The organism is Candidatus Bathyarchaeota archaeon (assembly GCA_026014465.1).
Classification (GTDB): domain Archaea; phylum Thermoproteota; class Bathyarchaeia; order Bathyarchaeales; family Bathycorpusculaceae; genus JADGNF01.
In genome coordinates this window covers 1,232,580-1,247,026 of sequence record JAOZID010000010.1, presented here as the reverse complement: position 1 = coordinate 1,247,026, position 14,447 = coordinate 1,232,580, and the positions used below count along the sequence as shown (strand labels likewise).

The following is a 14,447-nucleotide window of genomic DNA, read 5'->3' as shown; positions in this document are numbered from 1 at the left end:
AAAACAAGAAAATGAAGGACACAATAAGGTTAGCTCTTGCGCAGATGAGCAGCAAACGCGAAAATAAAGCGGAAAACATCAAGAAAATCCAAGAACACACCCTAAAAGCAAAAAAACAAAACGCTGACCTCATAATCTTCCCCGAACTCTCCCTCACAGGATACGTAGTTAGAGACCAAATCTACGAGCTAGCAGAAACCATCCCAGGACCCTCCACACAAAAAATTGAGGAAATCGCCAAAAAAACGGGCATGCACATAATTTTTGGGATGCCAGAGGTAAGCGAAAAAACCAAGGCGACCATTTTTAACACGTCAGTTCTTGTGGGTCCTGAAGGATACATTGGAAAGTACCGTAAGATGTATTTGCCTACGCATAGTGTGTTTGAGGAGAAACGGTATTTCCGTCCGGGATATCAGGCGGCGGTTTTTGATACTGCATTGGGGAAAATTGGATTGTGTATTTGTTATGATTTATTTTTCCCTGAAGTGACTCGTTTGATACGGTTAAAGGGGGCGCAGTTGATTGTTGCAATTTCAGCTTCGCCGGCGGTTCGCAGGAGCTATTTTGAAATTATCACGGCTGCAAGGGCGCTGGAGAACACGGCGTTTTTGGCTTACGTTAACCTTGTGGGCGTAGAGGAAGGCTTGCAGTTTTGGGGTGGAAGTCGACTGGTAAACCCTGCTGGGGATGTGGTTTGCAGGGCAAAGGTGGATGAGGAAGACTTTGTGATTTGTGATGTTACGTTAAGTGATATGAGAGCTATTGAAGCGTTTATCCCAACGCTTAGAGACCTGCGCCCAGAACTCTTTGAAGACATGAAGAAAAGCGCAGAAAACCTCTAAAAACAAAAAACAACCCCAAATCACTCCCTTTTCAAAACGGCACCCAAACAAGCCACAAGGCAGTTTTCAGGAATCACTAACGCATCACACCATGTGATATCAAGCATTAATCACAGAGCATCACGCGTGATTCACATGTGATAGGTGACATCACGACGTCACATCAGCAAAAAGCAATCAAACTGGTGAAAAGATAGGGCATAAAGGAGTTAAAAACCAGTCTTGCATGTTTTTCTACTAAGCGTAAACGTGCAATCCAGTGAGTAAAAGGGGAGCACATAATTGCAATAGTTCAGGCAATACTAACAGCATAAAGTAAAGAAATAACATGTTTGATTACAAACCAAAAGAAATAACCGCCACAAATCAAAGAATAAAAAGGGCAAATCATGGCCTAAAATCGAAAAAAGATCCAAATATCAGCTTTCATTGACTTTAAGGGTTGATGGGGGTTAGAAAACATTTTTTAAGGATATTTACCTCTGTTTTTGTGTGTTAAAGTGGGTGTCTAAGAGGGTAAAATTTTAAAGGATGCCCACGTATACAAAATTGTATTCATTTACTATGTCCAAGGAGTTAGCAGGTTGAAGCTCAAAGACAGCGTCCAAATATGGCTAAACGGAGCCGTAAACGACCCCGTTGTCAAAATACTGGCTAAAAACAGCCAATTAACAAAAACACAGCTTGAAACATTGATTATTGACGTTTTAGCCGAAAATATTTCAGGCAAATCACTAAACTACGATGAAAAAGCCAGATTACGCCTAAAAAAGGCCAAATTAAGCCGCGGAGCCTTTAACAGGACGTTAAAACAGGCAAAAGAGAACATCATAAAATCCATTTACACAGTGTTGCTGCTAGGGTACTTAGGCATTTTTGAGACCACAACTCTTGACCCATATCTTGAAATAGCAAACAAATTGAAGGAGTACATGGAAGCACATCAAGACATGCCAGAAGGGGAAAATGAACTAGAAAGCCACCTGGAGGTCATAAATGTGATACGAGAAGAGCTAGAAGCGAGTCTAAAACAGCTTTCTAGCCCCTCTTAATGGCCATTGTGACGTCACAAATCACACATCCTTTATAAGCAAAACATGTGAGAAATCACATGAAGTGTGAAATATCACACAATCACAACCACCATACAAACCATCAAATAAATACCAGTAAAAAGGTTTCTTTACCCAAAATAAGCCATTATTTGCCAGATTTTTAAAATGCTGTTTTTCATAGAGGTTGTGATGTTGCAGGTCACAGTTTGTGAGATGTGATGTCATAAGGGAATATGTCACAGGGTTTACCGTAAACCTTAAATTTTCCATGGGAAACTGTGATGTGTGATGCAACAGTTAAAATCACGCGTAAATCACGGTAGAATCACGTTTGTATCACAGAGGTCACAGATTTGGTTGAGTTTGCAATAGTTGTTGTGGGTGTCCTTCTTGGAGTGTTGTTGTCGGTTACAGGGTATGCTGCTTTAGAGTATCATAGGCGTTTGAGGATGGCGCAAAAGGAGTACGAGAAGGCTAGGGGTTTGGTTGAGGATATTGTGCTAAGTTTCAACAGGGAAATTAGGCGAGAGGATGAGAAAATCGATGCTGTAGAGTTTAAGGTTGAGGATGCTTCGTTGAGGGCTGATAGTGGACTTAGGAAAATGGATGGTTTTGAGAGAAGGATAGAGCCTCTTGAAGAGCAGGTTGTGCAAATTAATGCCCAGTTTGAAAACTTAACTGCGGTTGTTAATGATATCTCTGAGGCGAACGTTAAAGTTTTAGAGAAAATACCAAAAGACAACACAAGCGAGATATCAGCAAAACTGATTGAAGTAGAAGTTTGGCAAGAAAAAATCAAAAGCCAAATCACAACCTTAGAAGAAAAAATCGCAAACCCACCATCCGCCGCTACAATTGTTTCTCAAGCTGTAGACGACCCAGAGATTTCTGCGGTGCCAGTTATGCCCATAAAACGTGACAAAGCAATGGCTTCTCTTACTGAAACTGAAGTGAAGGTTTTAGAGTTTTTATCTGCTCAAGGACCAAAAACTGCGCCTGAAATCAAGCAAACAGTGAATCTTAGCAGAGAACACACGGCTAGGCTAATGAAAAAACTCTACGAAGAAGGCTACTTAGAGAGGGAAACAGGAAAACTACCCTTCAAGTACAGCATAAAAAAGGAAATGGAAAACCTCCTTGGCAGCCCCCAAAACCCTACGCCCTAAAATATTCACCATTAAAGCTTTTAGCTAGTGGCTTGGTTATTTGATTTTTTGTTTTATGACTGAGTTGGGGTTGGTTGTTGCAATTTTGTATTTTAGGTTGTTTGAGCTGCCGCTTCGCAGTAAGAAGCCTTTGTTGGCCATGCGTGATAGGTAGGTTGAGATGGTACTTAGGGTTACGGGTTCTTTAAGGTCTTGTTCGTAAACGGATTGGACGTCTTTGGAGGAGAACCAGACAAGAGGGAAGCTTTTCTGGACAACTGTGCGCACTTTTTCAAATCTGGATACTTTGCCAACTGCAGGAGTGCTTACTGTTGTTGATGAAGGTTGGTTTTCTCCAGGCATGCCGCCAAGCAACTCTACAAGGTCCAAAAGCCGCAAAGCCTTATCGCGGGTTACCTGTCCTTCAAAGGCTACCGTATAGCGATTGCCCTCGTTATCGAACAGTTCCACACGCATTTTTCTAGCAGGCATCTACGGTGCACACCTTTGCAGGGTTCACAAGTTTGTACGTTACAGCTTATAGATGTTATGGTGAAAAAAGCGTTTGTAAAAACCCATAAAAACGGTCGGATATGTGAAATAGTGGTTTTTTGCAGAGGTTTTTAGATTACAGGCTTCACATGTTTTTGTTTTGTGAAATGAATTCTGAAAGTGGTTTGTATTGGTATTTCCAGTAGAAGTGTAGGGGGGTCTGGTTTACTGTTAAGAACCAAAAACGTGGCGTTTTGAGAGAAAAGGGCTTCATTTAAAGTATATTCAGAATGTAGATTCACAGTGTATTCACAAGAGTGTGAAGAAAAAGAGATGTTGTGAACATAAAACTCTGAAGAACAAAAAATAGGGGTATAAACAAGGGTATCAAACGTGGAGTAGACCATGTTGTGAACAAAAAAACATGATTTTTCATTGTCAGATATAAGTGGACAGACACCCCTTCATTTCCTCTCGAAAACTTTGGGGAAAACAAACTCGTTTATGTGCCCAAAAAAAAATTACAGTTCATCCATCTAATTTCTTGAACACTATATATTAATATACTTAAAATTGAACTGGTCTCACAGAGTATATTTCTTTTTAAAAGAAATCAAACATACCTTTACAAAGGTATTACAGAGTTCCAGTAGAAATTCTGGGGTGTGCCTGTGGTTTCTTACTTGTTTGTGTTGGCGTTTTTTCCACTGGTTTTAGAAATGTTATGCGTTGTAACCATTTTTTTGTACTGTACCCTTTATTTGTTCCATTCGAAATAATGGTGTTACCTCTGAATGTATATGGGGACAAAGGATGAGCAACACAAACATATTAGACGATGTCTTCGAAAAATTCGTTAACGAAGCCAAATTATTCAAAGACCGTGAGGTTCTAAGGCATGATTATCTGCCAAATAGGCTTCCTCACCGTGAAGATCAGATTCGTCTTCTTGGCCAAGCAGTAGCCCCTGTGCTTAAAGCCGCAAGATGTTCAAACATATTCATATACGGAAAAACAGGAACAGGAAAAACCGCCGTCACCAAATATGTCCTAAGTCACTTAGAAGCCAAAGCCAAAGAATACGGCGCCCCTGTCAGATTCTGCTATGTCAACTGTCGCATGACTGGTTCAGAATACCGTATATTCGCTAGCCTTAGTCAAAGTTTGGGTTTGTCAATTCCTTTCACTGGCTTGTCTGTGGGCGAGGTTTTTGAACGGTTCCGTAACAGCTTGGATAATTCACAGACAATTTTTATTGTTGTGTTAGATGAGATTGACGCGTTGATTAAAGACCGCGGAGATAGTTTGCTCTACGAGTTAACCCGTATAAATGAGGCTTTAAAAAAGAGCAAAGTTGCTATGGTGGGCATCTCAAACGACTTGCGGCTAAAAGAGTTCTTGGATCCTAGGGTTTTTAGTTCTCTTAGTGAAGAGGAGATGGTTTTTAGACCTTATGATGCTAGCGAAATCCGTAACATCTTGCTGGAACGTTCTAAATTGTCTTTTTTTGATGGTTGTTTGTCTGAGGCGGCTTTGAGTATTTGTGCGGCTCTTGCAGCTGCTGAACATGGGGACGCCCGCCGCGCTTTGGATTTGCTGCGTGTAGCTGGCGAAGTTGCTGAACGCGAGGGGTCTAATTTGATTTCTGAAGAACATGTTAGGCAAGCTGAAAAACATATTGAACACAACAGGGTCGTAGAAGCCCTCAAAAACCTGACTTTACATTCAAAACTGGTTCTTCTTAGCGTCTACCACCTAAACAAAACCAACAGCAGCGCAACCACAGGCGAAATCTACGACGTTTACAATGAACTCTGCAACGAAATCGGCACCAACCTTCTCACCCAACGCCGCCTAGGCTCCCTAATCAACGAATTAGACGTCATGGGACTGTTAAACTCAAAAGTTGTAAGCATGGGGCGCTATGGACGAACCAAAAAAATCCGCCTTGAAATTTCGCGTTCACATATCAAAGAAGTCTTTGAAGCCGACTCACGCTTAAGCTCTATGCTAGCCTACAAGCCAAACTTACCATTAAAAAACAGGCACTAACTTTAATTTGATGTTTTCTTTTTAGGCGAATGAGAGTACTTTAGTTTGGAGGGTTTGGAGGTTTACTACAGGGACTATGCCTGGTGTGGGGACTAGGCCTAGTTTTGCCATGTAGTCTGTTTGTTCTTGCCATCCGCCTGAGTTTACTATGAGGGTGCCTCGGTGGTAGCATGCTCCAAAAACGTGGATATGTCCTGCGTGGAAGATGTCTGGGACTCTGTCTATGACTAGAAAGTCGCGGTTTTCGGGTGAGAGGGTGGTTTTTGCGCCGTATATGGGTGCTAAATGTCGGCATTGCATGAAGAGTTTCATGGCGTTTTCTGGGTGTTCGTGTTCTATGCCTGGAACCGAGCCGATAATGTCGTCTAGGCTTCTGCCGTGGTACATGAGAACTTCTACGCCGTGTATGCTGACCATGGCAGGGTTTCCTACGGAGTATATTTTTCTGTTGCCTATGATGGTGGGTAAATAGTCTTCAGATATTGCGGGTTGGGGGAGAGCTTTTCTTGAGGTGTCGTGGTTTCCGGGGGAGACTATGATTTCTATGTGTTCGGGGATACGTGAGAATATTTTTGCGGCGTACTGGTATTGTCGGTGGATGTTTCTCACGGTAAGTTCTTTTGATTGACCTGGAAAGATGCCTACGCCGTCTACTAGGTCGCCTGCTACTAGGAAGTATTTTACGTGGCTGGCAATTTCTTTCATTTCGTCAGTTCCGTATTTGCCTTTGAGCCAGAGTATGAAGCGTTTGAAGGCTTCTTTGTTGAATTTGTTGCTGCCTACATGAATATCTGAAGTCAAAACGGCATAAACGGGTTCTGAGGCTCTGTTTGGAGACCTTTGGCTTATTTCGGGGTAGATGATGTCCTCGGCTAGGAAAAGTCTTCCTCGGGTTTTGGTTACTGCAGCGCAGATGACTTGGTCGGGCAATAGCAGCTGGGCTTTCCTTTGCACCTCATCAGCAGCTTTAGTAGGAACCAAAAACGTGGCGCTAGCCTTCAAATCTTCAATAGTTACCAAAAGCTGCTGCTTAGCATCTCTTTTCTCGGTTACCATGCCAATGATTTTGAGTTTGGTTTTTGGCTGCGACTTCAAAGCCTCACTTATCGGCGTAGCAGATTTCACATCCATCCTTTGCCGCAGCAGCTTTTCCATACGTTTGAATCGGTCTTGGAAGTATCCCAAAAACTCCTCCATGGTTCCGTTGGACGTTAACTGCGTTGTGGGGTCTTCAAGAATTTTAATCTGGGCTTCTATATCCTTGGCGTAAGGTCTAACGTCGCTGTTTTCTTGGGGGGTTTTAGTTTTTTCTTGTGTTTTCTGTATGGTTTTTGGTTGCGAAGCAGGCGGCTGATGTTTAGCGCTTTCGTGTTTTGGCTGTTTTAGCGCCGACTCCAAGAAGTCTTTGCCAAGGAATAGCGGTTTGTCTTCTAGCATCTCTATTTTCTGCAAAGCCGTGTTTACGACTTGGGTGGGGTCATCAGTATTGGGTAAAGAACTTAGAAATTCAAAGGCTTCTTTATCGATTTGGTATCCTGCTGCAATAGTGATTTCAACAGCTTTTTGAAGCCTCCCCGTCTGCGTCATATCGTTAATATTCTCCAATCCTTCTTCTTTGGAACAATTATATAGCCTTCTTGCTCATCGCCTACTAACTGTGTTTGCCCTTTTAAGTGCAGTTTTGCGGTTAAAGCCGCTGTCACTGCGTCAATTTCATGAGTAACCAACAGGCGATTTTCTATATCCCCTTTTAGCCCCAATGCTTTTAGGGTTTCTTGGATTGCACGCCACTCTTTAAGCGGCATCTGCAGGGCTTTTCGGCTTGATGTCGGATGAACCTCAATTGTCCTATACCCTCTTTCTTGTATTTGTTTATTCAGTTTTACGGCTCGCCTTGTGAGCTCGCGCATGTGAGGAAAGTTGGGCGGCAAAACCCTGTAGCCGTTTCTTGACATATCTCGATCTGCTTTTCGGGTAAACCCACATTGTGGAAAACTCAGTGGGGCATCGATTGCTACAAGCACAGGATTGTTTATTTCTATATCTTCCAAGATTTCGCCGTCAAAATGGCTCAGTTTGGCTTGCACCATTTTGCCCTGCAGCAGAGCGATGCCTGTTGGGTTTTTGCTAGCCCCTGACAAATCTATACCGATTATACTTTCCATGCTAACCTTTTAAATCCCATTTCATGTTTATATATCGGTCTTAAATTCTAAGGTAGTATCATCACATATAATACCAGTCCGACTCGAAAGGTGTCATTAAATGGCTGATTTACGCAAAGTACAAAGAACCCCAACGGGAACTTTTTTTGTTTGCCTACCCCGTGCATGGTCTGAAGATCATGGACTAAAAAAGGGCACCTTAGTTGCGTTAAACGAAACCAGCGAAGGGAGAATCTGCATAGACCCAGAATACAACGCTGAACCCACACAAAAACTCACCACCCTAACCATTGGCCCATATCTTGGGCGCGAAATCATCGGGCGCTACCTGCTGGGTTCTGATATTATACGCATCGAAAGCAAAGGGCGCATCGACTTTGATACCCGCAACGTAGTCAAAGCCACTGTAGCCTCCTTAATTGGGTTGGAAATAGTTGAAGAAAACCACTCCCAAATCGTCCTGCAGTGCCTGCTTGACCCCTCTGGGTTTACCCCCGAAAAGATTTTGCGTCGAAACTATGCTATAGTTGCTGGAATGCACCGTGACGCCTTAAACTCTTTTATCGACGGCGATTTACAGCTTGCCAAAAGTGTCATAGCCCGCGACGACGAAAACAACCGACTCTACTTCTTGTTGGTGCGCATTTTACGTACTATTTTGCAGAATCCGCGGCTTGGCGAAAAGCTTGGGTTAACAAGTATTGAATGTTTGGATTACCGTTTGGCCGCAAGTCTTGTCGAAAACATGGGTGATGCCTGCGTGCAAGTTGCCTCCAAAACCCTTGAACTAAACGACAAACTTTCTGATGACCTGCGAAAACTGCTCTCTGACCTGCAAGTTGTCTGCTACTCCGCCCACGAAAATGCCCTAAAATCCTTCACAAACAAAGACACCTCCACAGCCGAAACCGTACGCCAAATGCGCAAAAAAATCGAAACCCTCTCCCTAGACATAGAAAAAGCCGTAAGAGAACAATCCGTTGATGTCATACCCCAAACTTTAGCTGCAACAGCCTTTCTTAGGCAAATCTACGACCACAGCGTAGACCTAGCCGATTTGGTTGCGTAACCTGCTTTTATGTGGGTTACCTGCGCAATGTTAATAATGCAGAAGCGTGTAGCTGTATTTGCTTACGGTTGTAAGTGGAAGAAAAGCTATGAGTCGTAAACGAAAAGATCAAGGTCCTATGCCTGCTGCAAGTGCTGGTTTGCTAAGGTTTTTTGAGGAAGAAACCGAAGGCATCAAAGTTAGGCCTGAATTGCTTATGGTTATTGCTGTGGGCTTGATTGTGGCTTCTGTTTTAGCCAAGGTCTTCTAAAAACTTTTATTCTCTGCTTCTTCTTGATGCAGTAGTTGTTGTTTGAAGTATTTCTAGCCGTTGCACCGAGCTTAGGTTCAAAAATAGGTCGCCTCTTTCTTCCCTGCTTGCCACTTGGGGAATGGGTTGTGCAATCGTGGCTCTAAGCACTATCGCTTCGGCTTCAGAAAGCCAAATTCCGTTTGGTGCATTAGTTACCGCTGCTAACGTGCCCTCAAATCCATATGCGGGGTCAACTATTGCTTGGATTCTTTTGCCCACGTTTCTTTCGAGCATCTGGAATATGGAGGGGGGCAATTGTTGCTCGGGCATAGCATTCGCAAACTGACTATAGAGTATACATTAGGGATAAAACGGTTACCCCATGTAAATGTGACATTTTCATGTTACATCCGCCACCCAGAACTTTTCTTAAGCCCTTAACTTTAACAGTTTCAAGTAAAAACTATGGGGAACTGTTTGCGTGGTTAGCTTAAATTCTGTCTTTTAGGTCAAACAAAAACGCCTAGATAGCCTTTAATAGACATATCCTACCTCATAGAAATCCAAAAAGAGATGGTGGATTTGGCAACTGAAAACGCCCTTAATCAGTCAATAAACAAAGCCCAAAAACACTACTCCTCAATGTTCTTTCTCCCCTCTTTTAAAACCGCCCTCACAGCAGTTGCCACAATATGCCTAATCGCTGGGCTCTCAAGCGCAGTTTTTGACTTCTCCTTTGAAGGCGTAACCTTTAGCCTTACCCTTGGTGTTTGCCTCTTCGCCGTGAACTTTTTTTTCGACTTACTCACAAGCAAGTACCTCCTTGGTGACCCCATTTTTGTTCTACGCCGAACTACCGTCCTTTCCCTTGCAGGCTGGCTCATATGGCTCCTCTTCATACTGATAGGTGTTGGCGTTGGCTTAACCGTCGATTTCCTATGGTGGATTAGACTCTGCCTGTTGGGCTTTGCCGCCATGCTCACCCTGCGCGGAGTCGTCTTATTCGCTGCTTCCTCTGCCACCTCCCTGCGGCGCCTAACAGCCTGCCTGCTTTCCCCTCTTGCCTGCATAGTTACGTTTGTTCTTCTTTGGCTGCGGCTTGATGTATCCTACATGAAATTTGTGCCCTTCATCGCCATTTCACCCCTAATCGCCATAGCCGCTGCCCTGCTACTGGTTTCCTCCTTAGACCGCTTAGGCAAAAACCTCTACGGTATCTCTTCCATGTCCATATTCCAAGCTTTCATGCTTAACTGGGTCACAAGCGCAAACGCCCCCTTAGAAGCCTTCCTAGAAAAACTAGGAAAAAACGAAAACATCAACGCCTCCATCCTCAAATTCGACGCGCCAAAACCCAAAGCCGCCTTCCTCATTCCCCTTGTGCACCCTGGGCCCTTCAAAAATATCGGCAGCAGCCTTTTGCCCTCCTTGCTTAAGCAAAACTTTGAGCAACGTTACGGCGGCAACGCCTGCGTTCCCCTTGGTCTTCTTGGTCATGAGCTTGACGCAGCCTCGCAACAGCAAAACCACAAAATCATCAACCATATCCTACAGCACGCCGCGTTTGAAGCCCAAAACGACAAGGCAACAGCTCTTGTACGTGCCTCTGAAGACTTTGTCTGCGCGTCTTGCCAGCTTTTTGGCAAAACCGCTCTACTATCCTTCACGCTAGCACCCAAAACCACCGAAGACCTACCCCAAGAACTCGGTGACCTTGTCTACAAAGAAGCAAAAAACCTCGGATTAGAAGACGTAGTCATAGTAAACGCCCACAACAGCTTAACCGAAAACGTAAACATAGAAGCCACCATCCAAACCCTAAACCATATCGCCTCCAAAGCCCTCAAAAAAGCCCTTGCCCAAAAACCTACACCGTTTGAGGTCGGCTCAGCCACCGTCTACCCAGAAGAGTTCACCCTCAAAGACGGCATGGGCACAGGCGGCATAACAGCCATAACCATCAAAACAGGTACGCAAACCGCCTCCTACATCATAATTGACGGAAACAACATGGTTTCAGGGCTTAGAGAAAAAATCCTCCCCGAACTAGCCGCGCTGGGTTTTTCTGAAAGCGAAATCTTCACCACTGACACTCATGCAGTAAGCGCCGTAGTTGTCGGACGCCGCGGCTACCACCCCGTAGGCGAAGCCATGAACCACCAAGCCCTCATCAAATACATCAAAGCTGCCGCCCAAACCGCCCAAGCAAACCTCGAACCCTGCAAATCAGGCAGCCTAACAATAACCATCCCCGACGTGCAAGTCATAGGAAGCGACAGCCTATCCTCCCTTACCGTCCTAGTTGACAAAGCCATACAAAAAGCCAAACAGCTCGTTGTTCCCATCTTTGGCATCGAAGGTCTACTCTTACTGCTGCTTCTACTCTTCCTCTAACCCCTACGCTGCTTGCAGAGCTTATTTTTGTGGGTTTTTGCGTGTTTTTTGGGGTTTGCGTTTAAGTTGAGTTCCGCAGACTGTGCAGGTCGTGGTTTTAGTGTTGGCAGAGTATGTTTTGTGGCAGGCGGGGCAGTATCGTATCCAGTTTAGGAGTCGTTTTATGCCATGCGTTGCGAGTGCGTTGAATTGTAGCTGCATTTTGGTGGCGACGTTTTGTATCGAGTAATCATCAGTTACGATGCGTGGTTGTTTGCCTTCTTCTTTAAGCTGCAGGGCTAGCGCTAAAACGTGCATGTCGGTTTCTGAAAGCAAATACGCATCACCCACCGTAGACGCCACAGCTCTTGCCCGCTCCAAAACCTCCTGAGGCGGAACCTGAACCCATAGCCGCCCGCTTTCCGCCGCGGTCTCAAAACGTAGCGCCGTCATGGGGTCTTTGATTTCCTGCTTAACTAACGGCGAAGTAACCAAATAGTCCCCCAAACTAAAGGGGTCAAAGCCTGCAATAAACGCGGAAGTGTCCAAAACCATAATGCCCGCGCCTAAACCCCGTTTGTCTTGGATTTTTATCCCGTTCCTTTGAAAAGCAGCCTGCTTTTTAGCCTCTCGTAGAAGTCGTTTCCAAACCTGATAAACGAACTCACGTTTTTAGAGCGCATAATCGTAACCGAGGCGTCTTCAGCAGGCAGCCCTTGGCGGTAGTTGCCATCAACCAAAACTAGCATATCCTTAGGCCTAAGCAGTTCTATTGTGATTTTAGAATCTGCAGGAAAAACTAGTGAGCGAAACGTTGTCAACGAGCAAATCGGTGTTAGAACAATCGCGTCAATTTCTGGGTCTAAAACTGGTCCGCCTGCAGATAAAGAGTAACCTGTCGCGCCCGTTTGCGTGGAAACTATAAAGCCGTCTGCTTCACACTTCAAAATCGGCTCATCATCCTTGTAGATTTGCATATACAAAATCTTGGACGGCTCACCACCCGATATGACAACATCGTTTAACGCGTCAGGTAGTTCGCCTTGGGCAGTGGTTGCGCAAAGTTTGGCGCATTTGTCGATGTGGAATTGATGGTTTAAGATTTTGTCCATGGCCGCGCAGGCATCTTTGGGCTCCAAAACAGTCAGAAAACCCCTTACTCCCATGTTGACGGCTAGCACGGGCGGCTCAGGCTTAGGTAAAGACAAACACGTTCGCAAAACCGTTCCGTCCCCCCCAATGGTTATCACAAAATCGGTCTGCATATCCTGTAGCGGAATCATCTGCGTTTGAGATTTAACCTTGCCCGCCAACGTATCCTCCATGCAAACCTGCAAACCCCTACTCTGAAGATGCGCCGCTAACTCATCCGCCAACGCCAAAGCTTCCCTCTTATCGTAACGAGCAACAATCCCCACGCTTTTAAACAACATCTTCCACTGCTCAGTAGATAGCGACACCTTAATCTATATTAACTTCACGATAAAGCCCCACACGTTTTGCTAAAAATTATTTCTTTTTTGCTGTTGCCGATTTCTGGATGGCTTGCAGTGTTATTGCTGGATGGTTTTTGAGTGTGTTTTACTAAAATGTGTTTGTTCTTTTCTATAGTTTCAAATTATCCGCTGCGTTATTGAATAATGCTCATTAAATCTGTTGCGAAGAATTTATTTTACTGCTGTTGCTTGTTGGACTGGGAGAACAACATGAAAGCAAATCACCCACTTACTGCCTTTCTACTAACCCTTCTAATTGCTTTCTCAACCGTTTCTTTCTCTCCTTTTGCTTACTCTGCTGATTCGTCTGCTCCCGAACGTGTATTAGCTTTTTTGACAGATGTTGTGCTGCTTGATGTTGAAGAATATGATGTGGAGGTGGTTGTGGGTCCAATTACAGAGTATCCTGAGGATTTGAACAAGTTATCTTTAACCCATGGGCTTCTTTCGTTTAGTGCTGAAAACAGTTTGATAGAGGTTCTTTTCCGCTTCGTAAATGGAACTCTTACTTCCTGCAAAATGGACGTTCGGAAAGGAATGCCGATTTACAGCCAACCGCAACCGTCAAGTATGAACGATTTGATTAGTGGCTTTCTTGAACGATATCAATCCCTAACTAAGGATTCCTCGATATCTGATATGCATAACATGGTCAAGTCGCTTGATCTGTCTGAAAACGCAACAAAAACAAGTGGCAATATAACCCTTGAAGTGTCCCTCACTTCTACGAGTACTGGTTCTTCTTGTACGTCTTTTAGGTGGTCAAACACCTATGGCGGCGCCGTTTTCTCAACATTAGGCATACGCTATAGAGACGGAGACTTTTACCTTTTTGGAGATGACAGATCTTATGTCCAAATTGGCTCTACTGCAGTGAACGTTTCCAAAGAAGACGCCGTAGATTTAGCTTTAGCCAAAGCCGCTGACTTTTCTTACACGTTTGACAATCAGGAAATAAAAAATCTTAAGGTGTTTAACGATGGAATCAAAGCGGATTTGTTAACTACACCTAAGGATGTGGCTTTGGTTTTGTTTCCGTATTGGAAAGTTGAGTTGCCTTTGTGTGAGTTGTATCCTGGTTTTGTGAGTTTGGTTGTGGTGGAGCTTTGGGCGGATAGTGGGGAGGTTTTTGCTGTTTATCCTCTAGGAATTGGCGGTGGGGACCTTTCGTCTTCTGAGCCTACGCCGTCTTTGTCGCCAACGCCTCTGCAAACTTTAACGCCTACCCCCACGCTTTCCCCAACCCCCACAAACACTCCACCGCTTACGGGTACACCCCAGCATACTTCCTCTTTGCCTTCCTCTCCTGTTTCTGCTTCTCCAACGCAACCGACTTCCCATGAAGGGTCTGTTTCACCTAGCATTGATGATTCAGAAAACAGTTTTGTAAGCACTTCTACGTTTGTTCTGGTTATGACTGTAGTGCTATGCGTCTTGTTGGTTGCTGGGTTGGTGATGTTTAGGCGGCGGTATCGTAGATGATTGTGGTTGGTGTTGTTTGGGGGTTTTGAGTGGAGTTTTCT

At 44.4% G+C, this 14,447-nt stretch carries 14 protein-coding genes; 8 read left to right on the top strand and 6 right to left on the bottom strand.

What is annotated here, in order from left to right:
• Positions 1-11 precede the first annotated feature (11 nt).
• From NWF04_08565 to NWF04_08555, 3 genes are all read left to right on the top strand, one after another.
• Positions 12-845 carry a carbon-nitrogen hydrolase family protein gene (locus NWF04_08565; GenBank protein MCW4006626.1) on the top strand — a complete coding sequence of 278 codons (834 nt, stop codon included), beginning with the start codon at positions 12-14 and terminating at the stop codon, positions 843-845.
• 584 nt (positions 846-1,429) lie between these two features.
• Positions 1,430-1,897 carry a hypothetical protein gene (locus NWF04_08560; GenBank protein ID MCW4006625.1) on the top strand — a complete coding sequence of 156 codons (468 nt, stop codon included), beginning with the start codon at positions 1,430-1,432 and terminating at the stop codon, positions 1,895-1,897.
• Positions 1,898-2,253: 356 nt separating this feature from the next.
• Positions 2,254-3,066 carry a MarR family transcriptional regulator gene (locus NWF04_08555; protein MCW4006624.1) on the top strand — a complete coding sequence of 271 codons (813 nt, stop codon included), beginning with the start codon at positions 2,254-2,256 and terminating at the stop codon, positions 3,064-3,066.
• 36 nt (positions 3,067-3,102) lie between these two features.
• Here the strand turns inward: NWF04_08555 and NWF04_08550 are convergent, their stop codons facing one another.
• On the bottom strand, positions 3,103-3,537 hold the full coding sequence (locus tag NWF04_08550) for a hypothetical protein (GenBank protein MCW4006623.1): 435 nt from the start codon (positions 3,535-3,537) through the stop codon (positions 3,103-3,105).
• A gap of 813 nt (positions 3,538-4,350) precedes the next feature.
• Between NWF04_08550 and NWF04_08545 the strand changes: the two genes are divergently transcribed.
• Positions 4,351-5,589, top strand: a complete 1,239-nt coding sequence (locus tag NWF04_08545; GenBank protein ID MCW4006622.1) for an ORC1-type DNA replication protein — start codon at positions 4,351-4,353, stop codon at positions 5,587-5,589.
• Positions 5,590-5,610: 21 nt separating this feature from the next.
• Here NWF04_08545 and NWF04_08540 read toward each other — a convergent pair whose 3' ends face one another.
• Both NWF04_08540 and NWF04_08535 read right to left on the bottom strand, forming a co-directional pair.
• A complete protein-coding gene (locus tag NWF04_08540; protein MCW4006621.1) occupies positions 5,611-7,176 on the bottom strand; it encodes a DNA-directed DNA polymerase II small subunit in 1,566 nt (521 codons plus the stop codon).
• A complete protein-coding gene (locus NWF04_08535; GenBank protein MCW4006620.1) occupies positions 7,173-7,754 on the bottom strand; it encodes a DUF429 domain-containing protein in 582 nt (193 codons plus the stop codon). Before NWF04_08535 ends, NWF04_08540 begins: the two co-directional genes overlap by 4 nt.
• A 100-nt stretch (positions 7,755-7,854) precedes the next feature.
• Between NWF04_08535 and NWF04_08530 the strand changes: the two genes are divergently transcribed.
• Positions 7,855-8,823 (top strand): hypothetical protein, encoded by a 969-nt coding sequence (locus NWF04_08530; protein MCW4006619.1) that lies wholly within the window; start codon positions 7,855-7,857, stop codon positions 8,821-8,823.
• An 88-nt stretch (positions 8,824-8,911) separates the two neighbouring features.
• Positions 8,912-9,073: a preprotein translocase subunit Sec61beta gene (locus tag NWF04_08525; GenBank protein ID MCW4006618.1), complete on the top strand. Its 162-nt coding sequence runs from the start codon at positions 8,912-8,914 to the stop codon at positions 9,071-9,073.
• Positions 9,074-9,079: 6 nt separating this feature from the next.
• Here NWF04_08525 and NWF04_08520 read toward each other — a convergent pair whose 3' ends face one another.
• A complete protein-coding gene (locus NWF04_08520; protein MCW4006617.1) occupies positions 9,080-9,385 on the bottom strand; it encodes a hypothetical protein in 306 nt (101 codons plus the stop codon).
• A gap of 252 nt (positions 9,386-9,637) precedes the next feature.
• On the opposite strand from NWF04_08520, the gene NWF04_08515 reads away from it, so the two are divergent.
• Positions 9,638-11,449 carry a DUF2070 family protein gene (locus NWF04_08515; GenBank protein ID MCW4006616.1) on the top strand — a complete coding sequence of 604 codons (1,812 nt, stop codon included), beginning with the start codon at positions 9,638-9,640 and terminating at the stop codon, positions 11,447-11,449.
• 21 nt (positions 11,450-11,470) lie between these two features.
• Here NWF04_08515 and NWF04_08510 read toward each other — a convergent pair whose 3' ends face one another.
• Both NWF04_08510 and NWF04_08505 read right to left on the bottom strand, forming a co-directional pair.
• Positions 11,471-11,983, bottom strand: coding sequence for a DNA-binding protein (locus NWF04_08510; GenBank protein ID MCW4006615.1), 513 nt, complete (start codon positions 11,981-11,983; stop codon positions 11,471-11,473).
• A gap of 35 nt (positions 11,984-12,018) precedes the next feature.
• Positions 12,019-12,861, bottom strand: a complete 843-nt coding sequence (locus tag NWF04_08505) for an NAD(+)/NADH kinase (protein ID MCW4006614.1) — start codon at positions 12,859-12,861, stop codon at positions 12,019-12,021.
• A gap of 273 nt (positions 12,862-13,134) precedes the next feature.
• Between NWF04_08505 and NWF04_08500 the strand changes: the two genes are divergently transcribed.
• The gene (locus NWF04_08500; GenBank protein ID MCW4006613.1) at positions 13,135-14,406 is read left to right on the top strand and encodes a hypothetical protein; all 1,272 of its coding nucleotides are present in this window, start codon (positions 13,135-13,137) and stop codon (positions 14,404-14,406) included.
• Positions 14,407-14,447: the final 41 nt, after the last annotated feature.